This is a genomic window from Bradyrhizobium cajani, from assembly GCF_009759665.1.
In the GTDB taxonomy this organism is placed as follows: Bacteria; Pseudomonadota; Alphaproteobacteria; order Rhizobiales; family Xanthobacteraceae; genus Bradyrhizobium; species Bradyrhizobium cajani.
Genome location: NZ_WQNE01000042.1, coordinates 32,024 through 52,996, shown reverse-complemented (window position 1 = coordinate 52,996; position 20,973 = coordinate 32,024). Strand labels below are relative to the sequence as shown.

Here is a 20,973-nt window from a genome sequence, read left to right as displayed (position 1 = left end):
CACCCGCACCGACTGCGACCCCGGCCCCCGGCAGCACGCCACCGGGCCGTCCGGGCGCGCCTCCTCCGCCCGGCGGACGTCCCGGCACGCCTCCGGCTGCAGGATCACCATCACCGTCGCCGGCGCCCGGTGCTGCACCCGCTCCGACAGCCACACCGGCTCCGGGTGCACAGACGCCGCCGCCCGGACGTCCCGGTGCGGCACCCACGCCTGCTCCCGGTGCAACTCCGGCCCCGGCGGCGACGCCGACCCCTGGCGCCGTGGCTCCAACACCTGGTCCTCGGGGTGGTACGCCTCCTGCCGGCGCGCCTGCGGCCGGAACTCCGGCCGCGCCGCCCCAGGCAGGCGGCCTCCCGCCCCGACCGCCGGCGCCTCCCGCCGGCGTCGCAGCGCCAACCGTCGTCCCTGGCACGCCGGCCGCAGCGCCACCCCCGAACCGGGCGCAATATGCCCCGCCGACGGTTGCGCCGGCGTTCCGGGCCGCGCCGACGGTCGCAGCACCGCTACCGCCACCGCCGCGCCCGCCGCAGCGTGACCTGACGCCGCTCGCGATCGGTGCAGGCGTGGTGGCCGGTGCCGTGGTCGGTGCGACCATCGCCGACCTGCACAACCAGCGGCGCGAGGTCGTCGAGGGCGGCCGCACCGTCTACACCGAGCCGGACCGCATCATCATCCGCGATCCGGGCGGGCAGGCCTATGTCCGCGGCAACGATCTCTATCGCTTCCGCTACGGCGCCCGCGACATCCGCACCGACACGGTCGGCGGAGAAACGCGGACGGTCGTGGTGCGTCCTGACGGCAGCGAGGTGATCACCGTGGTCGGCGCGGACGGTTCGCTGCTGCGGCGAATCCGCAGGGACCCGCGCGGACGCGAGATTGTGATCATCGACAACAGCTACCGCGATCCGCGGGCGGTCGGTGGCTTCTATGTCGACGTGCCCCCGCCGGTGGTCAACATCCCGTACGATCGCTACATCGTCGACGCCGAGGAAGCGTCGCCGGACGTGATCTACCAGACCATGCGGGCCCCGCCGGTGCAGCGGATCGATCGGCGCTACTCGCTCGACGAGATCCGCTACAGCCCCAATGTTCGCATGCAGATGCCGAGCATCGACGTCAACACGATCAACTTCGAAACGGGATCGTGGACCATTCCGCCGGACCAGGCGGCACGACTTCAAGTGATCGCCGACGGCATCAATCAGGCGATCCAGGCCAACCCGCAGGAGGTGTTCCTGATCGAGGGACACACCGACGCGGTCGGCAACGAGGTCGACAATCTGTCGCTGTCGGACCGCCGTGCGCAGTCCGCGGCCGAATTGCTGACGCAGCAGTTCAATGTGCCCGCGGAGAACCTGACGTCGCAGGGCTATGGCGAGCAGTATCTGAAGGAGCAGACCCAAGGGCCGAGCCTGATCAACCGGCGCGTCACCGTCCGCCGCATCACGCCGCTGCTCAATGGTGGCCAGGCCAACGCGGCACCGCCTCCGCCGCGCCAGTAAGACCTTCGCAAAAAGGAAAATGGCCGGGAGCGATCCCGGCCATTTTTACTTGGCGCGCAACGGTCCTACTGCGGAGCGGCCAGCCCAAGCGCCTCGGCCATGACGCGAAACACCTCGGTGTTGTCCATCGACCCGTGCACGCGCTCGCTGCCCGGGCCGGTCGCAGTGACGATAACATCCTCGCCCGAATGCACGCTGGCGCCGATCAGTGCCGACAGATTGCCGGGACGCAGCACCGCGCCCGGGACGTCCTTGTATTTGTCGTTGGCCTTGAAGGTCCCGCCGTCGCCGGCCTTGACGGTCGGCTCATTGGGATTGTCGAGCTTCGGGCGAAAGGTTTCGTAATGGTCCGGCAGGCTGGCCGAGAAGATGGCGAGCCGCCGGCTCACGTCGACGCGTGCCGGATAGCCTTCCGCATCGGGGGCCGGATAGTTGGGAAATCCGGCCTGCTCGTAAACACCGACGCGCTCACGCAGCGGCACGTTGGGCGTGGTGGCCATGTCGTCATTCACCGTCCCGACAAGGCTGTTGGGATGATTGTGGTCCGCGAGCACCAGGATGAGGGTGTCGTCGCCGCGCGCCCGGGCCCACTCACGCGTCTGGCGCACCGCGTTGTCGAGCATGATGGTGTCGTAGACCGCCCGCTCCATGTCGAGGACATGCGCGTATTTGTCGATCAGTCCGGATTCGACCATCAGGAAGAAGCCGGCCTCATTCCGCGACAAGAGTTTCAGCGCTGCCTGCACCTGCTCGGTCAGGTCGGGCTGCTCGGGGAATTTCTTGACGCCGCCGCCCTTCAGGAATTTGCGATCCAGCGCGCCATCCATGTTTCCCGTGGCGAAGAGGCCGAGCAGCTTGCCCGTCTCCGGCTTTGCCGAGAGAGCACCGAGCTCGCCCGCGGTGGTCGCCACCTGATAGCCCGCATCGCGGAACTTGGCGATGTAGTCGGTCTCGTCCTTGCGTTTCGAGCCGGCGGCAGACTTCGGCAGAAAATTCGCGCTGCCGCCGCCCATCAGCACATCCGGCTTCGCCGCGAAGAACTGCTCGACGATCTCGTCATAGGCGGCGCGCCGGCGCGTGTGCGCGACCATTGCCGCCGGCGTCGCGTCTTCGATCTCGGTGTTGGTGACGACGCCGATCGCCATGCCGTGTCGCCTCCTGGCGAGACTCGTGATGGTTTCGACCCGGGGATCGTCGAACGGGCTTGCGCTGCGATCCGCATAAACGCCCAAGGCGTTGACGGCGCTCTTGTGTCCGGTCGCATAGGCGCTGGCCGAGTTCGCGGAATCGGTGATGATCGAATCCGAGCCTGCGGTCGCCACCAGCGCCATATGCGGCATGTCGTCGATCGCGAGCTTGCCGCGGCTCTTGCCCTCCGAAATGCCTTTGGACAGGATCCGGGCTGCGACCCGATGCGCCGGGGACATCCCATCACCGATGAACAGGATGACGTTCTTCGCCTTGCGCGGACCGGTTTCGTAGACGGTCCATGTGACACTGCGCTGCTGCGTGCCGTCGCTCACCTCCACAGTGACACTGCCCGGCTTGGTTAACGTGACGTCACGCAACGTCAGCGCCGACTGGTCCTTGCCGTCTTCGCGATCGATGAAGGTCCCGGAACGGCCGAACGCGGTCGCATAGTCCGCGCCGTTCACCGTGATCTTCAGCTTGGCCGGATCAACCAGTCCGGGAAGTTCGACCTTGAAGTCGAATTGGGCGCCGGCGAGCATCTCGGCACGATCGATCGGATAGATCGTCTGCGCCGACAATGACGATGTCCAACAGAGGACGATGAAAGAGGCGAGTGCCGATCCCTTGACCATGCGCGATGCTCCGCAATCCAGTTCCGACAGGAACACGAAGCGTAGCGATCGAGAATGACACCGTCATCACATATCGCCCGACCGGGTCGCAAAGGGCCTCACCCAAAAGCCCACAACGCTTGTCGCCCTTGGCCGTCCTCGCCCGCCACCGCAATGCCAAGGCCGAGACGAGACCTGCAAGCGCAGAACGCCGGGGGCGATTCCGGCCTTCTCACCTGCATCACGCAGTCAACGCTTCTGACGGCAGGCAGGCCGCGCAAACGGCGGCAACATGCCGGTGATCGGTGCCGCAACAGCCGCCGAGAATCCGCATGCCCGGGAACGCGCGCCTGAGCGAAAGGTAACGGCGGCCGAGATCGCCGGGATCGCCGCTGTCGAGCGTCTCCGACTCGTCGAGCTCGGCATGGCTTTTGGTCGACGCATTGGCTCTGACACCATGAATGCGCTGGACCCACGCCTCGCCGTCCGCGAGTGCACCCTCGAAATGAGTCGGATGCGCGCAGTTGATCAGGAAATATTCGCAAGCACGTGCCGTCGCGTCGTCGACCGCTTCAATCGCTTCGCGCAGGGACTCTCCCCTGACGAGGCGGCCGTCGGTCTCGACCGTGAAAGAGATCGCGACCGGAATGTCCTGCCGCTTGGCCGTACGCACCACGCCAACGGCCTCGTTGATGCTGTTCAGCGTGAACGCGGTTACCATGTCGGCGCCCGCCGCGGTGAATGCCGCGATCTGAGCCGAGTGGTAGGCTTCCGCCTCCGCCGCATCCATGTTGCCGGCCTTGTAGCCGTCGCCTCGCGGGCCGATCGCGCCGCTGATTACGCAAGGTGCAGCGGAGGACCCCCATTCGCCGCGCAATTCCTCCAGAAATCGGATGGAGCGCATGTTGACGGCCTTGAGCGCGGCCGCATCGTAGCCGAGCTTGGCAGCCCAATCGGGGTTGGCGCGCCAGGTCGGGCTGTCGAGCACGAAGCCGAGCCCATGCTGCCGCGCGATGCGGAGATAAGCTTCGTAGTAGCGTTTCAAATGCGCGCGACCATCGGCGCTGTCGAGCAGCACGAATGCCGCGAAATAAGGCAGCTCCAGCCCCTCGTGAAAGATCAGGGTGGTTTCCATGCCGCCGTCGGTCAGGAAAATGCCGCCGCGGTGCTGCGGCAGGCCATGTCCGTATCTGGCCATTGATCGCTCCATCTTTTGCATGGGCCGCTCTCCTCGTTCGGTCACGTCATGCCGGCCCTCGGTCTCAGGCCAGTGGTGCCGCATAATGTCGCGCCGCTCTAGAAGCCTGATGGTGCGGCTGAACTTACACGCGCAAACAGATGACAAATCAGAGACTTGCGCGAGACCCTCGGATCGGGCGTTTTCCGCACGCGGCGGATTCCGCACCGTTGGTGTTGTTTTGGAGGAGTCGATGGGAAAGGGCGAAGCGACGCGCGAACGCATTCTCGAGATCGCCGAAGCGGCGGTGCTCGCAAAAGGTTTCGCGGCGACCTCGATCGACGAGGTCATCGCCGAGGCCGGACTGACCAAGAGCGGCTTCTTCTATCACTTCAGGGACAAGAATGCCCTCGCGCGGGAGATGCTGCGCCGGTACGTGGAAACAAACGATCGGCTGTTTGACGAAATCTTCAGGCGGGGACGCGAGCTTTCGGACGATCCGCTCCAGTCGTTCCTGATCTCGCTGAAATTGCTCGCCGAGATCATGGCCGATCTGCCCAGCGGTCACCCCGGCTGCCTAATTGCCAGCATCTGCTATCAGGAGCGCTTGTTCGACCGCGAGGTTCGCGAGCTGACCACGCAATCAGTCAGGAGCTGGAATGCGCATTTCCGAGCGATCCTCGACGGCATCGCCGCTGTCTATCCGCCGCGCGAGGCTATCGATCTCGACGATCTCGCGGAGATGATCTCGTGCGTGGTGGACGGCGCGATCATCATGTCGAAGACGCTCAACGACCCCAAGCGGCTGGAACGACAAATCCTGCTGTTCCGCAGCTGTGTCAAGCTGGTATTCGCCGTAGGGCCGGCAAAGCCGTCGATGGGTTCGTAGCCCGATCGGGCTGACAAGCAATCAACCCTTGTCACTCTCCAGCCTGAAAATCTGCGAGCCTTCGCTGCCCGAGAGCAGGCCGGTGTCGCTGTAGAGCTTCAGCTTGGTGCGTGTGTCGGCGATGTCGAGATTGCGCATGGTGAGCTGGCCGATGCGGTCGGCCGGGGTGAAGGCGGCGTCTTCCACCTTCTCCATGCTGAGCCGCTCGGGCGCGTAGGTGAGGTTGGGACTTTCCGTGTTCAAGATCGAATAGTCGTTGCCGCGCCGCAATTCGAGCGTGACCTCGCCGGTGACGGCGCGTGCGACCCAGCGCTGCGCGGTCTCGCGCAGCATCAATGCCTGCGAATCGAACCAGCGGCCCTGATAGAGCAGGCGGCCGAGGCGCATGCCGCTGATGCGGTACTGCTCGATGGTGTCCTCGTTGTGGATGCCGGTAACGAGGCGCTCATAGGCGACGTGCAGGAGCGCCATGCCGGGCGCCTCGTAGATGCCGCGGCTCTTGGCCTCGATGATGCGGTTCTCGATCTGGTCGCTCATGCCGAGGCCGTGGCGGCCGCCGATGACGTTGGCTTCCAGGAACAGCGCGACCGGATCAGGGAAGGTCTGGCCGTTCAGCGCGGTGGGCTGGCCTTCCTCGAACCGCACCACGACCTTCTCGGCCTTGACGGCGCAGTCGTCGCGCCAGAACGGCACGCCCATGATCGGATTGACGATCTTGATGCCGCTGTCGAGGCTCTCGAGATCCTTGGCCTCGTGGGTGGCACCGAGCAGATTGCTGTCGGTCGAATAGGCCTTCTCGGCGCTCATCTTGTAGGCAAAGCCCTGGGCGGTCATGAACGCCGACATCTCGGCGCGGCCGCCGAGCTCGTCGATGAACTGCTGGTCGAGCCAGGGCTTGTAAATCTTCAGGCCGGGATTGGTGAGCAGGCCGTAGCGATAGAAGCGCTCGATGTCGTTGCCCTTGAAGGTCGAGCCGTCGCCCCAGATGTTGACGCCGTCCTCCTTCATCGCCGCGACCAGCATCGTGCCGGTGACGGCGCGGCCGAGCGGCGTGGTGTTGAAATAGGTGATGCCGCCGGTCGAGATGTGGAAGGCGCCCGACTGGATCGCGGCGATGCCTTCGTGGACCAGTTGCGTGCGGCAATCGACCAGCCGCGCCTTCTCGGCGCCGAACTCCATCGCCTTGCGCGGAATCTCGTTGTAGTCGGCCTCGTCCGGCTGGCCGAGATTGGCGGTGTAGGCGTAGCAGCGCGCGCCCTTCTGCTTCATCCAGAGCAGCGCCGCGCTGGTGTCGAGACCGCCGGAAAAAGCGATGCCGACTTTCTCACCCTTGGGCAGGCTTTTCAGGATCGTGGTCATGGGGCTTCCAATCGGGTCTCAAGAGCTGATGCGAGGGGCGAACTTGACCGCGCGAATATCAAATTTCGCACGCCTCGGCACCCATTTAATGGCTCAAACGGACGGCGCGGGACCGGTCTTGCCGCCGAACAGGCGCTGACGCAGCCGGTAGCCGGGCATGGCCAGCCGGGTCAGGGCGGCGTTGACCGCCTCATCCGAGAACCGCGTCCGCGGCCAGCGGTAAATCAGCGCGTAGGCGAACCAGATCACGACGAAGGTCACGAGGCCGGCGATGGAGACATCGGTGAAGAAATGGCCGCCGAAGGCCATCCGCAGCCCGCTGGTCAAGAGGCCGAACACCACGGCGCCGGCATAGGCCAGCGGCCGCCACGCCGGTGGCGCCAGCGCGGCCGGCGCCAGCGTCCAGAACGCGGTCGCGCCCTCGCCCGAGAAGAACGAGCAGTTGCGCGCGCAGTCGCCGCGCGGATCCCACCACGGCACGAACTGCTGATCGCCGGCGAACTGCGTCACCACCACCGGACGCGGCCGGCCCCAATAGGTCTTGAAGGTGAGATTGGTGAGGATGCCGGCCGACATGATGATCGTGACCAGCAGGAACACCATCGCGCGTCCCGACACCATCAGCGGCCGGTCGGGCCGGATCATCTTGACCACGAATGCGACGAGCGACGGCAGCACGAAGGCCCAGGCGACCCACATCGCGGCATCGCGCGCGAAGCCGGCCCAGTCGTTCAGCTTGAGTGGAAACGTCTTCGACCGGGGATCGAAGAACAGTGAGGCGAGCTTGAGATCGAGTTCGGGATAGAGGCCGAAAACGACACCGATCACGAGCCACAGCGCCAGGGCGATGAAGAGTCCAGTCCGGTTCATGGCGCGCGGTTTAGCGGAGTGAGGCGGAGATGGAAACCCTTGCAACGGTCATTCCGGGGCGGCTCGCAGAGCCGAACCCGGAATCTCGAGATTCCCCGGTGCGCAATTGCGCACCTGAGGCCTGGTCCTTCGGACCATCCCGGAATGACGGTGCAAATCATCGCGCATCCGGCCTCGAATTCGACGGCAGCGGCGGGGGCGGCTTGCGCGGGGGTGGCGGATTGCGCCAGGCGCCGGCGTTGCGACCGGCGATCAGCCAATAGACCACGCCGGCGACGATGCCGGCACCGGTCATGATCTCCAGATGACGCCGCACGATGCCCTCGAACTGCAACGTGTCGGAGTGAAACGGAACGAGGCCGAGATAGCAGGCGAGCCCGACGAGGCCGCCGCCGACGGCATAGGCCAGCGCACTGCGGATGTAGAGCGCTTCGGTGATCGCGACGATCACCGCCGCCGGCACCAGCGCAAAGCCGGAGACGAAGATGAAGCCAAAGCCGAGCAGGATGTCGATCGCGCCCTGATCGACCGGACCCGCGCCGAGATCGGCGAATTCCGGAAACAGCAGCGCGACGACGACGATCATCCCGCCGACGAAGCAGGCGGCGAGGAAGCCGATGAAGATGACGACGAGGCGGCCGATCAGGGACATGGCGCCACTCTTACCGTCATTGCGAGCGAAGCGAAGCAAGCCAGAAATGCGTCTACAGAGACAGCCTGGATTGCTTCGTCGCTGCGCTCCTCGCAATGACGAGGTTGCGACAGCCCGCGCATGGCAAGCTAATCCGTCATCGCCATGGCGCGCAGCGCCTGGCGTTCGCGGGCGGAGAGCTTTTCGGTCTCCGATTTGAGCTGGCCGCAGGCGGCGAGGATGTCGCGACCGCGCGGGGTGCGCACCGGCGAGGAATAACCGGCGTTGAAGATGTACTCGGAGAATTTCTCGATCTGGTCCCAGTCCGAGCATTCATAGGCCGTGCCGGGCCAGGGATTGAACGGGATCAGATTGATCTTGGCCGGAATGCCCTTGAGCATCTTCACCAGCAATTTTGCATCGTCGAGCGAATCGTTGACGCCCTTGAGCATCACATATTCGAAGGTGATGCGGCGGGCGTTCGAGGCGCCGGGATAGTCGCGGCAGGCCTGCAGCAGCTCCTTGATCGGATATTTGCGGTTGAGCGGCACCAGCTCGTTGCGCAACTCGTCGCGCACCGCATGCAGCGAGATCGCGAGCATGACGCCGATCTCCTCGCCGGCGCGCACGATGTTCGGCACCACGCCCGAGGTCGACAGCGTGATGCGGCGGCGGGAGATGCCGATACCTTCATTGTCGCCGACGATGAGCAGCGCATCGCGCACCGCGTCGAAATTGTAGAGCGGCTCGCCCATGCCCATCATCACGATGTTGGTGACGCGACGCGTGCCGTCCTCGCGATCGGCCCAGTCGTTGAGGCGATCCCGCGCGACCATGATCTGGCCGACGATCTCGCCGGCGGTGAGGTTGCGCACCAGGCGCTGGGTCCCGGTGTGGCAGAAGGAACAGTTCAGCGTGCAGCCGACCTGCGAGGAGACGCAGAGCGTGCCGCGATCGGTCTCGGGAATGTAGACGCACTCGACCTCATGCGCCTTCTCGACATTGTCGCCGCTCGGCAGCCGCAGCAGCCATTTGCGGGTGCCGTCGTTGGAGATCTGCTCGGCCACGACCTCGGGGCGGTCGACGGTGAAATGCTGCGCGAGCTCGGCGCGAATGCCCTTCGAGATCGAGCTCATCTCGTCGAAGCTCTGGGCGCCGCGGAAATACATCCAGTGCCACAGCTGCTGCACGCGCATCTTGCGCTGCGCAGGCGCGACGCCGATCTCGCCGAGGCGATCGGCAAGCTCGCTGCGCGACAGGCCGATCAGCGACGGTTTTGCCGGCGGCACGTAGGTTTCGAGCGGAGTTTTTTCCACCAGGATTGCGTTGTGCGGCTCGGTCGAGGTCTGCATTGAATGAACCTGATGGCTTGGTCGTTCCGGGATGGTCCGAAGGGATCGCGAAGCGACCCTGAGGACCAGACCCGGAACCTCGAGATTCCGGGTTCGATGCTGCGCATCACCCCGGAATGACGGAAAAACTTGGAACCGGCCTTATATAGCAATCGGAATTGCCGATTGCGACCGTGATACCGACCGCAGGCTTAACGCGGGCGGACTTACCGCCTGCAATCCTGCGCGATCCTGTCGAGCGCCTGGGCGAGGCCCTTCAGCGAGAAGGTGTCGGTCGTCTCCGTCCCCTTGGCCGAGACGCCCTTGACCACGAGATCGGCGGATTTGCGCATGGCTTCGACCATCCGCTCCTCCTCGGCCGCGTTCTTGATCCAGAGGCCGTCGCCCTGCGTGTACATGGTGTAGGCGGCGCCGCCGACCTCGACGGTCGATTCCGAGCCCGGCTTCAGCGCATAGCCGATCATGACCGAGACCTCGTTGTTCACCTTCTCGGCCGGCCGGGTCGAGACGAAGGCATAGGCGGGATCACGCGGCCGATTCGGCGGGTTGGTCTTCGACGACGAGGGCTTGGCCAGCGCGAAGCAGACCTTCTTGCCGTTGGGCGTCGCCGAATAGGCACCCCAGGTTCCGAACTGGCCGATCAGCGTCGGCTCCGCGCCGCCCGCAACCGCTGCGGGCGGGCCCGCCGGTTTGCTCTCTGGCTTTGCAGCGGTTTTTGCCGTCGTATTGGCCGCCGGCGCGGCCGGCTTCGGTGCCGCCTTCGGCGCCGGCTGGGCCGTCTGCGCCCGCGCGAGATCGGCGATCCCGCACGTCATCATGCCGATCATCAAAACGAACGATAGCACCCGCCACATGCTGGAGTGGTTCCCTCAATATTGTGACTGGAAGATGGCCCGGCCGCGTTTTGTCCCCGGGCAGGGATAGCCGGGAAAGTCCAGTTTGGGAAGGCAGTTAGCCCGTTGCCGGCGACGAGGCTCGGGATCGCGCCGCGCGCTGCTCGGCCCATTGCGCCTCGGTCCAGCGCAGCAGGTCCTCGGCGCCGGAACTGCGCAAATGCGCGCCACCGTCGATCACCACCATCTCGCCATTGATGTAACCGGCACGGTCCGAGACCAGGAAGCTGGCGAGATCGGCGAGCTCGCCGTGCTCGCCGGTGCGGCCGAGCGGATTGCGCGCGGCCCAGCCTTCATCGCGGCCCTCCGGGCGGAGCTGTCCTGAGGCGCCGGCGGTCGGGAACGGGCCCGGAGCGATCGCGACGGTGCGGATGCCCTTCGGACCCCACTCCACCGCGAGGCTCCTGGTCATCGCCAGCAGCGCGGACTTCGCCATCGCCGACGGAACGGTGAAAGCGCGACCGGTGATGGTCGAGGTCGAGAGGATCGAGAGCACGACGCCGCCGTGCTTGCCTTCGATCCAGCGCCTTCCGGCGGCGAGCGTGCAATACATCGCGCCATGCAGCGTCGGCGCGAGGATCGCGTCCGCGGCGCGGAATGAGAGATGCTCGCTCTGTGCGATGAAGGTCGCGGCGGCATTGTTGACGAGGATGTCGAGCGGCGCCTCGCGCCAGATCGCATCCATCATGCCCTCGACGGCGGCACCGTCGCGGATGTCGCAGGCGATGGTTGTGACCTTGCCGCCCGTCTGCGCGCGCATCTCGCTCGCCGTCGCTTCAAGCCGGTCGAGCTTGCGGCCGCAGATGACGAGCTCGGCGCCGAGCGCGAGGAAACGGCGCCCCATCGCGGCGCCGAGGCCCGATCCTCCGCCGGTGACGAGGATACGCTTGTCCTTGAGCAGACCTGTTTCAAACATCGTTTGAATCCTCTCGTCTCTTGTCTCGTCATTGCGAGCGCAGCGAAGCAATCCAGAGTCCGTCCTGCGGAAATAGTCTGGATTGCTTCGCTGCGCTCGCAATGACGTGAGGATAGGTCTGCGCATCGCTTTGGGCAAAGAATCCGGATTGTCGGGCCGCTTCAAATCCGGCAAAACCGGGCCAATTATAATTCCACTCGAAACGCCCAAGGTGCCGCGATGAAAGCCATCCTCTGCTCGCAATATTGCCAGCCCGACGATCTCGTGCTCGCCGAGGTGCCGGATCCGGTGGCAGGTCCCGGCGAAGCCGTGATCGCGATCAAGGCGGCGGCGCTGAACTTCTTCGACATCCTGATGATCCAGGGCAAATACCAGATCAAGCCGCCGTTCCCGTTCTCGCCCGCCGCCGAAGTCGCCGGCGTGATCGAGAGTATCGGCCCCGGCGTCACCGACCTGAAGGTCGGCGATCGCGTCGTCGCGTCCTGCGGCCACAACGGCGCACGCGAAAAGATCGCGCTGCCCGCGGCATCGATCGTGAAGATCCCCGACAATCTCGACTACGACCGCGCGGCCGGCATCATCATCATCTACGGCACCGCGCTGCATGCATTGGAAGACCGCGCGAGCCCGAAGCCGGGCGAGACGCTCGCGGTGCTCGGCGCCGCCGGCGGCACGGGCCTTGCCGCCTGCGAGCTCGGCAAGCTGATGGGCCTGAAGGTGATCGCCTGCGCCTCGTCGGATGAGAAGCTCGAATTTGCCAAGGCGCATGGTGCCGAGCTGACGCTCAACTACGCCAAGGAAGACCTGAAGGAAGGCTTGCGAAAGCTCACCGGCGGCAAGGGCGTCGACATCATCTTCGATCCGGTTGGTGGTGCGTATGCCGAGCAGGCGCTGCGCTCGATCGCCTGGGAAGGCCGCTTCCTCGTGATCGGCTTCGCCGCCGGCGACATTCCGAAGATGCCGCTGAACCTCGCACTGCTGAAGGGCTGCGACATCCGCGGCGTGTTCTGGGGCGCATGGACGCGGCTCAACCCGGCCAAGAACCGCGCCAATCTCGAGAAGCTCGTGAAGTGGACGGCTGAAGGCAAGATCTCATCGCATGTCGACCGCACCTTCCCGCTGGCGCAGACCGCGGATGCACTGAAAGTGCTCGCGGGGCGCCAGGCGATGGGGAAGGTGATTCTGCATCCGTGAGGATCTGGGCGGCGGCGGCTTTGGCCGACCTGCCAGCCACACACTCAGCTGTCGTCGCACGGCCTGACCGGGCGACCCAGTATTCCAGAGACGCGAGAGACTCAGCGAGACGCCGCGACGTACTGGATGCCCGGTCAAGCCGGGGCATGGCAGCGGAGGGCGTGGCTGGCAAGCGTCGACGACCGCGGCATCGCAAAGTTGTGCCACCCGCGCGCCTGGTAGAGCGCCCTCAACCATAACCGCTAAAATGGCAGTGCATTCCCCCGCCTTGCCGTAATCAAACCCAAATATCTCCAGATTCGCGCAAACCGCCGTCGTTTTTTGGGCTGAATCGGACGGCGATTTACCGGTTCCAGTTTGCGGGGCGCTTCTGGACAACAACAAGAAGACTGAAGCCGGGACGGCCCCTGCGTTGCGTCAGTAATGGGGAGCATCACCATGGAGACGACGGCATACCGTCCGTCGAGGGAGTCGCGCGCGCTCGACTCCGATCGATCTGCATCACATCCGCCGGCCAAGTCCTACATCCGTGCGCGCGCCGCACGAGCCGATTTTCCAGAGGACGATCCAAATCCACTGTTCCTGTCCGACCCGCTCGGGGCACAGGACCCACAGGAATACGCGCCGCTGGAGCTGCGCCCCAGAACCAGGATCGCCCCGCGCGTTCTGGCCGCCATTCTGGCGGCGTCCGCCCTCGCGATTCCGGCCACACTGTTTCAGCCCGACCTTCGCCGGCTGCTTGCCGCCGATGCCGGAGGTGCGACCGACGCGGCTGCGCCGCAGCTTGCGACACCGGCCGGTCCGCCGGCCGCCCGGCAGACTCCGCTGAAGGATGCGGTCCGCGTCACCAACACGAAGCTGGCGAGCGCCGACACGCAGGACTCTGCTGCGCCGCCAACGCCAAGCCGCGAAGCGATCGCAAGCGCCTATCAGACCGCGCTGCAAGCCCAGGCGCCGATACAAGCACCCGCGCCGACACCCGCCGCGGCAGAGCCTGCACCGCCTGAGCCTGTCAGGACGCTCGACGCCGACACGCTGGCGGGGCTGATGAAGCGCGCGAGGAGCCTGATGAGCCTCGGCGATATCGCCGCGGCGCGCCTGCTGCTCGAACACGCAGCCAATGCGAAGGATGCGACGGCCGCGCTTCTGCTGGCACAGACCTACGATCCGGCGGTGCTCGGCACCAGCGATGCGCGAAGCGTCGTACCCGATGCTGCGCTTGCACGTGACTGGTATCAGCGGGCCGCGACACTTGGATCGGCGGAGGCACGACAGCGCCTCGCCCGGCTCTCGAACTAGAACTCTCAGGGGACATCATGCGTAACGCTTTGAAAATGGCGCTTGCCGCCATCATGACGATTTGTGCCGTCACGGCGCGCGCCGACCAGACCGAATACGATCCGGCCAAGGTCTCGGACAGTCTGAAAGCCATCTTCCAGTTCGGCTCGAACTCCACCAAGCAGGCGCTGAACGCCAACACCGTCACACTGATCACCGGCACGATCGGCGGCACCTATGTGCAGTTCGGCGCCGATCTCGCCTCGGTGCTCGACGACGGCAACAAGATCCGCGTGCTGCCGATCGTCGGCCGCGGATCGGTGCAGAGCGTCGCCGACATTCTGTTCCTGCAAGGCGTCGATCTCGGCATCGTGCGGGCCGACACGCTCGACTATCTCGAGCGCAAGGGTTTTGCCAAGGACATCAAGAAGCAGTTCACCTATGTGACCAAGCTCTACAACGAGGAGATGCAGGTGATCGCGCCGAAATCGGTCGCGACGCTGAAGGACCTCGAAGGCAAGACGGTCAGCGTCGACCTGCCCAACGGCGGCACCTTCGTCACCGCGCTCACCGTGTTCGAGCGGCTCGGAATCAAGGCGAAGTTCGTCTACGTCGAGCAGCGCATCGCGATGGAGAAGCTGAAAGCCGGCGAGATCGACGCCGTCATCGTGGTCGGCGGCAAGCCGTACAAATCGGTCTCGACCTTCGGCAATGACGGCCGCTTCCATCTTGCCAAGGTCGACTATGCCAAGCCGCTCCAGAGCGACTATCTGCCGGCGACGCTGACCGCCAAGGACTATCCGAACCTGATCAAGGACGGCGAGAGCGTGGACACCATCGCGGTGCCCGCGGTGCTGGCGGCCTATAACTGGGCGCAGAACACCGAGCGCTATCGCAAGCTCGCGCTGTTCGTGGACGCATTCTTCACGAAATTCACAGCGCTTCAGAACCCGCCGTTCCATCCCAAGTGGAAAGAGGTCTCGCTTGCGGCGCCTCTGTCCGGCTGGAACAGATTGCCGGTGGCGCAGCAATGGCTCGACAAGCACGGCATCGAGCCGGTGACGCGCCAGCGCTTCGAGGCGTTCTTGAAGCAGAGTCCTGCGGCCGCACAAGTGTCCGACGCGGACAGGGAGAAACTGTTCAGGCAATTCCAGGCGTGGGACACGGAGAAGGCGCGGGCGCAGAAGAAGTAAAGGTTGTCGCGAGCAACGACGCAGCGCAAGCACCGTCCACACGCGAGATGTCGTCGCCCGGCTTGACCAATCGCCAACCTGTCAGTGATGTGTCCGAACAGGTGTCAGCTATGTCTCCGGGCTAAACATCGAGGGGCTAAACATCGAGCCGGGGCATGACAGCGGTGGGTGTGGTTGAATCCGTGTCGGCTAAGCTGCTTTCACGTTCGCTTCCGCCTCGTCCACGCCGCGCTTCAGCACAGCGCGCGCAGCTTCGCGGTGCTCCGTCGTGATATGGCCGGCGACCATGCGGATCGCGGTGGCGAGCACGGCGGCGTCATCGGCGAAACCGAGGATCGGCATCACATCAGTGACGAAGTCGAACGGCAGGATGAAATAGGCGATCGCCCCGAGCAGCGAGGCCTGGACGTGGCGCGGCGTCTGCCGGTCGAACGCGCAATAGTAGGCGGCGAGCAGATCTTCCGCGAACGGCAATTGCGCGGCGACGCGCTTCAGCTTGCGCCAGAAGCGGCGGCGCACGCTCTCACGATCTTCCGCGAGCCGATCGGCCGGCTCGAAGCCGACACTGTGTTCGGCAGCCATGTTCGAGACTCCCCGTCCGCCAGGGGCGGCGGATCGCCGCATCTCCTGCTGATCACAAGATGGGGATGCGGCCGGTCGCTGCAAGATGTCAGCCTGGTGTCAGGCTGCGATGGCGTTCATCGCCCGGGCGAGCTCGATGTCGAGCGCGGTGACGCCGCCGGCGTCATGGGTCGACAACACCACCTCCACGGTCTTGTAGACATTGCGCCATTCGGGGTGGTGATCCAGCTTCTCGGCGACCAGCGCGGCGCGGGTCATGAAGCCGAAGGCCTCGTTGAAATCCTTGAAGACAAAGGTCTTCCCGATGGCGTCGCGGCCGGAAATCTCGCCCCAGTCCGGTATTCCGCCAAGCGCCTGCTTGCGCGCCTCCGCCGATAGCCGCTCTGCCATGATCGCCTCCGTCCTTCAGGGGAACTTTACCCTAACACCGTGCTGACGGTCCGGGTTCATGCCGGGATTTGTCCCATCCGCTAACCATGACGGAGATGTAACCCCGCCGGACAAGAAATTTGCTACAATTGCCGGCGTAAGTCGCCGGCCAAGATGAAACTGAGCCTGAAGCGCCTGTTTGGGAGATCGATGACCGGGGGACCGGACCTGGCCGAAACGCCCTCTCCGCCTTCGCCGCGATCCGCGGCGCGGAGGACGGCGCTCGTGTCTCTTGCGCTCGTGCTTGCGATCGTCGGCGCGCTCGCCGGCGGCTATTATTTCGCGATGCGGCCGGTGATGCTGAGGATCGCGGTCGGTCCCGTCAACAGCGATGACGTCAAGGTCGTGCAGACGCTGACGCAGGCGTTCGCGCAGAACAAGAGCTATGTGCGGCTGCGTCCGATCCCGACCGACGGCGCCACCGCCAGCGCCAATCTGCTTGCGGAAGGCAAGGTCGATCTCGCCATCGTGCGCGGCGATCTCGACGTTCCGAAGAATGCGCAGGCGGTCGCGACGCTGCGCAAGAACGTCGTGGTGCTGTGGTCGGTGTCCGGCAAGGGCAAGAAGAAGGGCGCGAAGATCACCAAGATCGCGCAGCTCGCCGGCCATCGCGTCGGCGTGGTCGGCCGCACCCAGGCCAACGTCAATTTGCTCAAGGTGATCCTCCAGCAATACGGCGTCGATCCCGCCAAGGTCGAGATCGTCCAGTTCCCGGCCAATGAAGTTGCCGAAGCGATCAAGGCACAGAAGGCCGACGTCTATCTCGCGGCCGGCCCGGTCAACAGCAAGATCACGGCGGACGCGATCTCGGCATCGGTCAGGGAGGGCGGTACGCCGACCTTCCTCGCGATCGATTCCGCCGATGCGATCGCGCAGAACCATCCGGTCTATGAAGCGTCCGAGATACCCGCGGGCACTTACGGCGGCTCGCCCGATCGGCCCGACGACGAGGTCAAGACCATCAGCTTCTCGCACCACGTCGTGGCGCGCAAAGGTGTGTCCGAAACCACAATCGCGGCATTCACGCGCCAGCTCTTCGCCGTACGGCAGCAGCTCGTGACCGAATTCCCGCTGGCGGCGAAGATCGAGACGCCCGACACCGACAAGGATGCCGTGATTCCCGTGCATCCCGGCGCCGCCGCCTTCGTCGACGGCGAGGAAAAGACCTTCCTCGACAAATACAGCGATTACATCTGGTGGAGCCTGATGGCGCTCTCGGCCATGGGCTCGATCGGCGCCTGGTTTGCGGGCTACCTGAAGAAGGATGAGCGCGACAACAACAGCCATCTGCGCGAGCGTCTGCTCGACATGATCGCGGCGGCACGCAAGAGCGACACGTCCGAAGAGCTCGACCAGATGCAGGCCGAAGCCGACGACATCCTGCGCGACACGCTGCGCTGCTTCGATCATGGCGCGATCGAGGAAGGCGCGCTCACCGCCTTCAACATCGCACTCGACCAGTTCCACGCCGCCGTCGCCGACCGCAAGGCGCTGCTGATCAGCCTGCCGCAGACCCCGCCACGCGCGGGCGCGCAATTCCGGGCCGCGGGCAACGCGTAAACGCGCGCGCGTTATTGCTGCGTCACATTGTCACAATATAGTTTCGGCGTCATTCCGGGGCGCGCAACGCGCGAGCCCGGAATCCATCGAGCCGCGTACGCTTCGATAAATGGATTCCGGGCTCGCGCCTTGAGGCGCGCCCCGGAATGACGATGCTCCTTGTGACCTCGAAACGAATCCACTCATGAACATCAAATTCTCCCGCCGCCGTTTCCTCACAACCAGCGCCGGCGCACTTGGCGCGGTCGCGATGCCCCATCTGTCGCGTGCGGCCGATCGGCCGGCGGTGACCCATGGCGTGCAGTCCGGCGACGTCACCGTCGATGGCGGCGTGGTCTGGGCGCGCGCCGACCGGCCGGCGCAGATGCTGGTCGAGGTGGCGACGACGGAGTCTTTCAGGGATGCCCGCGCGCTGCCGCCGATTGCGGCCCTGCCGGAGAGCGATTTCACCGCGAAGATGCTGCTGGACAACCTGCCGGGCGGGCAGGAGATTTTCTATCGCGTCCGCTTCCGCGATCTCTCGCACAGCGCGATCGAAGGCGAGGCCGTGGTCGGCCGCTTCCGCACCGCGCCGGCCGACCGCCGCGACGTCAGCTTCGTCTGGGGCGGCGACGTCGCCGGACAGGGCTGGGGCATCAATCCCGACGACGGCGGCATGTTCACCTTCGCGGCGATGCGCAAGCATCGTCCGGACTTCTTCCTGCATTCCGGCGACACCATCTATGCCGACGGCCCGATACATTCCGAGGTGAAGCTTGCCGACGGCAAGCTCTGGAAGAACGTGACCATCCCCGAGAAGGCCAAGGTCGCCGAGACGCTGGACGAGTACCGCGCCGCGCACAAATACAATTTCACCGACGACAATGTCCGCGCCTTCAATGCCGAAGTCCCGATCTTCGTGCAGTGGGACGACCACGAGGTGACCAATAACTGGTCGCTGTCGAAGGAGCTGCCGGCGTCCTACAAGGAGCGCAACATCGCCCTGCTTGCGGCGCGCGCCGGGCGCGCCTTCCACGAGATGTATCCGATGCGCGAGAGCATCAACGAGCCGGGCCGGGTCTACCGCCAGATCTCCTACGGCCCGCATCTCGACGTCTTCGTGCTCGACGAGCGCAGCTATCGCGGTCCGAACGGCGCGAACCAGGAGACGGCTTACGGCCCCGCCGCCTACTTCCTCGGTCCGGATCAGATGGCGTGGCTGAAACGCGGCCTGCTCAACTCGCGTGCGACCTGGAAGGTGATCGCGTCCGACATGCCGCTCAGCATCCTGGTCTATGACGATGCTACCAACAAGAAGGGCTCGGAGGCGTTCGCGCAAGGCGATGGCCCGGTGCGCGGCCGCGAGTTCGAGATCGCCGACCTCCTGCGCTTCATCAAGACGGCACCGATCAGGAATACGGTGTGGTTGACGGCCGACGTGCATTACGCCGCCGCGCACTACTACAACCCGGACAAGGCGCAATTCCAGGAATTCGATCCGTTCTGGGAGTTCGTCTCAGGTCCCTTGCACGCGGGGACATTCGGACCCGGCGAGATGGACAACACGTTTGGCCCCGAGGTGCGCTTCGTCAAGGCGCCCGGTCCCGGCAACCAGAACCTGCCGCCCTCCGCCGGCATGCAGTTCTTCGGTCACGTCAAGATCGACGGCGCTTCCGGCCAGATGACGGTGACCTTGCGCGATCGCGCCGACGTCGCGCTGTGGTCGACCACGCTCGATCCGAAGCAGGCATAATCGCTAATCGAGGGCTTGCAGTCCGAGTGCCGCCTCCAGCGCGTCGCTCGAACACGGCTTCTGCAAACGCGGCTGGCTGACGAATTCAGGTGGTATGCGCGCCTCGGCGCCGTAGCCGGTGACGAAGACGAACGGAATCTTCAGCGCCACCAGCCGCTCGGCGACCGCGAAGCTCGTCTCGCGGACCAGCTCGACATCGAGCAGCGCGAAGTCGGGCGTCTGCTTCGCGATGGCGTCCAGCGCCTGCGCCACCGAACCGACGGTACGCACGCTCGTCACACCGAATCCGACGAGACGGTCCTCGAAATCGATTGCAATGATCGGATCGTCTTCGACGATCAGAACATCCGCGGGCATGCCGGCCGAGCCGTCTGGAGTAGCAGGTATCATGATGCTGGCTATCGAGGGCTGCATGTTCGTATCCACTAAGGACAGCCGCATCCGACGCCCGCATCCGGCGCATCGGTGGGTTCCAGGAACGAAACTCACCACAGAACAGTTTTCACGTCTGTCCACTTGTGCACACAGCCAATGATCGGACCTCGCTAGTGTCGAAAGGAGAGCAGGGGGATTTACGATGGATGCGCGTATCGGCAAGACGACCGAAATCGACAGCCGGCCGGCGAACAACCTGCTGCGGCGTCTGAGCCCGGCGGACTACGCGCTGCTCGCGCCGCACGTCACTGTCGAAGTCTCTGCGGCAGGCAATCTGCTCTACAATCCCGGCGATGACGTTCAGGTCGTCCACTTCCCCTGCGGACCAGCGCTTGCGACCTTTCTCGTTCCCAACGAAGACGGCCGCGACGTCGAGACCATCCTGGTCGGACGCGAAGGCGCCGTGGGCGGCATCGTCAGCGAAGGATTCTTGCCGGCCTACACCCGCATCTGCGTGAAGTTCGGCGGGCCGTTTGCGCGCATTCATGTCGGCAAGCTCGAAGCGGCCAAGGCGCGCTCGCCGTCGCTGCGCAACATCTTCGCCCGCTACGCCGACTGCATGCTGGCGCAGATCTTCCAGTCCACCGCCTGCAACGCCATCCATTCGATCGAGCAGCGCACGGCGAAATGGATCCTGGCGGCAATGGAGCGGACCGGCGACGAGAGCAGCGTGCCGCTGACGCACGAGCAGCTCGCGACATTGCTCGGCGTCGGGCGCAGCTATGCGAGCCGCGTGCTTCAGTCGTTCAGGGCCGAGGGCGTGCTGGACACGAGACGCGGATCAATCCTGGTCCGCAGCCGCGAAGGCCTGCGCCTGCGCGGCTGCCTGTGCAACGACGCCGTGAAGATGCATTTCGAGGAGGTGCTGAGCGGCGTCTATCCGACGGAGGAGCGGGAGGCCGGGGTAGCGGGCTAGGCTCGTCTCTTCCTTCTCCCCTGATAAGGCAGCGCTATCGTAAACGACTTTTTGACGGGACCTGAGCGAGCGCCTCGTCCTTCGAGACGACCGCTTTGCGGTCTCCTCAGGATGAGGCTAAGCGGGATCTCGCCGGTCGAAACTGCTGCAGCGCACTCTGTCCTCATCCTGAGGGCCCGCCAAAGGCGGGCGTCTCGAAGGATGGGCCGCAGAGAAATGCGCGGCGCGCTCTTTTGAGCGTGATCGTGCTATATTCTTCCCCG

19 protein-coding genes are annotated in these 20,973 nt (G+C 65.1%); 8 read left to right on the top strand and 11 right to left on the bottom strand.

Translation table 11 applies throughout. The features are described 5' to 3' along the window. Positions 1–1,502 (top strand): OmpA family protein (locus GPL20_RS39730; RefSeq protein WP_246251170.1); only part of this gene is annotated, 1,502 nt, incomplete at its 5' end. Positions 1,503–1,567: 65 nt separating this feature from the next. Here the strand turns inward: GPL20_RS39730 and GPL20_RS33820 are convergent. Both GPL20_RS33820 and GPL20_RS33815 read right to left on the bottom strand, forming a co-directional pair. Next, on the bottom strand, positions 1,568–3,325 hold the full coding sequence (locus GPL20_RS33820) for an alkaline phosphatase (RefSeq protein WP_157336102.1): 1,758 nt from the start codon (positions 3,323–3,325) through the stop codon (positions 1,568–1,570). A 220-nt stretch (positions 3,326–3,545) separates the two neighbouring features. Next, on the bottom strand, positions 3,546–4,502 hold the full coding sequence (locus GPL20_RS33815; RefSeq protein ID WP_157336108.1) for a homocysteine S-methyltransferase family protein: 957 nt from the start codon (positions 4,500–4,502) through the stop codon (positions 3,546–3,548). Between the two features lie 232 nt (positions 4,503–4,734). On the opposite strand from GPL20_RS33815, the gene GPL20_RS33810 reads away from it, so the two are divergent. Continuing rightward, positions 4,735–5,370, top strand: coding sequence for a TetR/AcrR family transcriptional regulator (locus GPL20_RS33810; RefSeq protein ID WP_157336100.1), 636 nt, complete (start codon positions 4,735–4,737; stop codon positions 5,368–5,370). 21 nt (positions 5,371–5,391) lie between these two features. Here GPL20_RS33810 and argG read toward each other — a convergent pair whose 3' ends face one another. The 6 genes from argG to GPL20_RS33770 all read right to left on the bottom strand — a co-directional run bounded on the left by argG (position 5,392) and on the right by GPL20_RS33770 (position 11,391). Next, on the bottom strand, positions 5,392–6,729 hold the full coding sequence (gene argG / locus GPL20_RS33805; RefSeq protein ID WP_157336098.1) for an argininosuccinate synthase: 1,338 nt from the start codon (positions 6,727–6,729) through the stop codon (positions 5,392–5,394). Between the two features lie 93 nt (positions 6,730–6,822). Beyond that, entirely contained in the window at positions 6,823–7,599 is a 777-nt protein-coding gene (locus tag GPL20_RS33800; RefSeq protein WP_157336096.1) for a phosphatase PAP2 family protein, read from the bottom strand. 157 nt (positions 7,600–7,756) lie between these two features. Next, positions 7,757–8,251 carry a hypothetical protein gene (locus GPL20_RS33790; RefSeq protein WP_157336092.1) on the bottom strand — a complete coding sequence of 165 codons (495 nt, stop codon included), beginning with the start codon at positions 8,249–8,251 and terminating at the stop codon, positions 7,757–7,759. 128 nt (positions 8,252–8,379) lie between these two features. Then, a complete protein-coding gene (gene rlmN / locus GPL20_RS33785) occupies positions 8,380–9,582 on the bottom strand; it encodes a dual-specificity RNA methyltransferase RlmN (RefSeq protein ID WP_157336090.1) in 1,203 nt (400 codons plus the stop codon). 206 nt (positions 9,583–9,788) lie between these two features. Then, positions 9,789–10,436 carry an invasion associated locus B family protein gene (locus GPL20_RS33775; protein ID WP_157336088.1) on the bottom strand — a complete coding sequence of 216 codons (648 nt, stop codon included), beginning with the start codon at positions 10,434–10,436 and terminating at the stop codon, positions 9,789–9,791. A gap of 97 nt (positions 10,437–10,533) precedes the next feature. Next, positions 10,534–11,391 carry an SDR family oxidoreductase gene (locus GPL20_RS33770; RefSeq protein ID WP_157336085.1) on the bottom strand — a complete coding sequence of 286 codons (858 nt, stop codon included), beginning with the start codon at positions 11,389–11,391 and terminating at the stop codon, positions 10,534–10,536. A gap of 219 nt (positions 11,392–11,610) precedes the next feature. On the opposite strand from GPL20_RS33770, the gene GPL20_RS33765 reads away from it, so the two are divergent. The 3 genes from GPL20_RS33765 to GPL20_RS33755 all read left to right on the top strand — a co-directional run bounded on the left by GPL20_RS33765 (position 11,611) and on the right by GPL20_RS33755 (position 15,056). Next, positions 11,611–12,585 carry an NADPH:quinone oxidoreductase family protein gene (locus tag GPL20_RS33765; protein WP_157336083.1) on the top strand — a complete coding sequence of 325 codons (975 nt, stop codon included), beginning with the start codon at positions 11,611–11,613 and terminating at the stop codon, positions 12,583–12,585. A 438-nt stretch (positions 12,586–13,023) separates the two neighbouring features. Then, positions 13,024–13,884 carry a hypothetical protein gene (locus tag GPL20_RS33760; RefSeq protein WP_157336081.1) on the top strand — a complete coding sequence of 287 codons (861 nt, stop codon included), beginning with the start codon at positions 13,024–13,026 and terminating at the stop codon, positions 13,882–13,884. Between the two features lie 17 nt (positions 13,885–13,901). Continuing rightward, positions 13,902–15,056, top strand: coding sequence for a TAXI family TRAP transporter solute-binding subunit (locus GPL20_RS33755; RefSeq protein ID WP_157336079.1), 1,155 nt, complete (start codon positions 13,902–13,904; stop codon positions 15,054–15,056). Between the two features lie 189 nt (positions 15,057–15,245). Here the strand turns inward: GPL20_RS33755 and GPL20_RS33750 are convergent, their stop codons facing one another. Beyond that, complete coding sequence (locus tag GPL20_RS33750) at positions 15,246–15,638, bottom strand: YkvA family protein (RefSeq protein WP_157336077.1); 393 nt, start codon at positions 15,636–15,638, stop codon at positions 15,246–15,248. Between the two features lie 99 nt (positions 15,639–15,737). Then, positions 15,738–16,028: a 4a-hydroxytetrahydrobiopterin dehydratase gene (locus tag GPL20_RS33745; RefSeq protein WP_157336075.1), complete on the bottom strand. Its 291-nt coding sequence runs from the start codon at positions 16,026–16,028 to the stop codon at positions 15,738–15,740. A 153-nt stretch (positions 16,029–16,181) separates the two neighbouring features. Between GPL20_RS33745 and GPL20_RS33740 the strand changes: the two genes are divergently transcribed. Both GPL20_RS33740 and GPL20_RS33735 read left to right on the top strand, forming a co-directional pair. Then, positions 16,182–17,627 (top strand): TAXI family TRAP transporter solute-binding subunit, encoded by a 1,446-nt coding sequence (locus GPL20_RS33740; RefSeq protein WP_157336073.1) that lies wholly within the window; start codon positions 16,182–16,184, stop codon positions 17,625–17,627. A 184-nt stretch (positions 17,628–17,811) separates the two neighbouring features. Then, complete coding sequence (locus tag GPL20_RS33735; protein WP_157336071.1) at positions 17,812–19,359, top strand: alkaline phosphatase D family protein; 1,548 nt, start codon at positions 17,812–17,814, stop codon at positions 19,357–19,359. A 3-nt stretch (positions 19,360–19,362) separates the two neighbouring features. Here GPL20_RS33735 and GPL20_RS33730 read toward each other — a convergent pair whose 3' ends face one another. Continuing rightward, positions 19,363–19,773: a response regulator gene (locus tag GPL20_RS33730; protein ID WP_246251169.1), complete on the bottom strand. Its 411-nt coding sequence runs from the start codon at positions 19,771–19,773 to the stop codon at positions 19,363–19,365. Between the two features lie 163 nt (positions 19,774–19,936). Here GPL20_RS33730 and GPL20_RS33725 point away from each other — a divergent pair, with 163 nt between their 5' ends. After that, positions 19,937–20,710 carry a Crp/Fnr family transcriptional regulator gene (locus tag GPL20_RS33725; protein ID WP_157336069.1) on the top strand — a complete coding sequence of 258 codons (774 nt, stop codon included), beginning with the start codon at positions 19,937–19,939 and terminating at the stop codon, positions 20,708–20,710. The last annotated feature ends 263 nt before the right edge of the window (positions 20,711–20,973 follow it).

Bases quoted from the DNA above. Each gene is read 5' to 3' on its own strand.
- GPL20_RS33820 (WP_157336102.1), bottom strand. From the start codon at position 3,325: ATGGTCAAGGGATCGGCACTCGCCTCTTTCATCGTCCTCTGTTGGACA.
- GPL20_RS33815 (WP_157336108.1), bottom strand. From the start codon at position 4,502: ATGGCCAGATACGGACATGGCCTGCCGCAGCACCGCGGCGGCATTTTC.
- GPL20_RS33810 (WP_157336100.1), top strand. From the start codon at position 4,735: ATGGGAAAGGGCGAAGCGACGCGCGAACGCATTCTCGAGATCGCCGAA.
- argG (WP_157336098.1), bottom strand. From the start codon at position 6,729: ATGACCACGATCCTGAAAAGCCTGCCCAAGGGTGAGAAAGTCGGCATC.
- GPL20_RS33800 (WP_157336096.1), bottom strand. From the start codon at position 7,599: ATGAACCGGACTGGACTCTTCATCGCCCTGGCGCTGTGGCTCGTGATC.
- GPL20_RS33790 (WP_157336092.1), bottom strand. From the start codon at position 8,251: ATGTCCCTGATCGGCCGCCTCGTCGTCATCTTCATCGGCTTCCTCGCC.
- rlmN (WP_157336090.1), bottom strand. From the start codon at position 9,582: ATGCAGACCTCGACCGAGCCGCACAACGCAATCCTGGTGGAAAAAACT.
- GPL20_RS33775 (WP_157336088.1), bottom strand. From the start codon at position 10,436: ATGTGGCGGGTGCTATCGTTCGTTTTGATGATCGGCATGATGACGTGC.
- GPL20_RS33770 (WP_157336085.1), bottom strand. From the start codon at position 11,391: ATGTTTGAAACAGGTCTGCTCAAGGACAAGCGTATCCTCGTCACCGGC.
- GPL20_RS33765 (WP_157336083.1), top strand. From the start codon at position 11,611: ATGAAAGCCATCCTCTGCTCGCAATATTGCCAGCCCGACGATCTCGTG.
- GPL20_RS33760 (WP_157336081.1), top strand. From the start codon at position 13,024: ATGGAGACGACGGCATACCGTCCGTCGAGGGAGTCGCGCGCGCTCGAC.
- GPL20_RS33755 (WP_157336079.1), top strand. From the start codon at position 13,902: ATGCGTAACGCTTTGAAAATGGCGCTTGCCGCCATCATGACGATTTGT.
- GPL20_RS33750 (WP_157336077.1), bottom strand. From the start codon at position 15,638: ATGGCTGCCGAACACAGTGTCGGCTTCGAGCCGGCCGATCGGCTCGCG.
- GPL20_RS33745 (WP_157336075.1), bottom strand. From the start codon at position 16,028: ATGGCAGAGCGGCTATCGGCGGAGGCGCGCAAGCAGGCGCTTGGCGGA.
- GPL20_RS33740 (WP_157336073.1), top strand. From the start codon at position 16,182: ATGAAACTGAGCCTGAAGCGCCTGTTTGGGAGATCGATGACCGGGGGA.
- GPL20_RS33735 (WP_157336071.1), top strand. From the start codon at position 17,812: ATGAACATCAAATTCTCCCGCCGCCGTTTCCTCACAACCAGCGCCGGC.
- GPL20_RS33730 (WP_246251169.1), bottom strand. From the start codon at position 19,773: ATGCAGCCCTCGATAGCCAGCATCATGATACCTGCTACTCCAGACGGC.
- GPL20_RS33725 (WP_157336069.1), top strand. From the start codon at position 19,937: ATGGATGCGCGTATCGGCAAGACGACCGAAATCGACAGCCGGCCGGCG.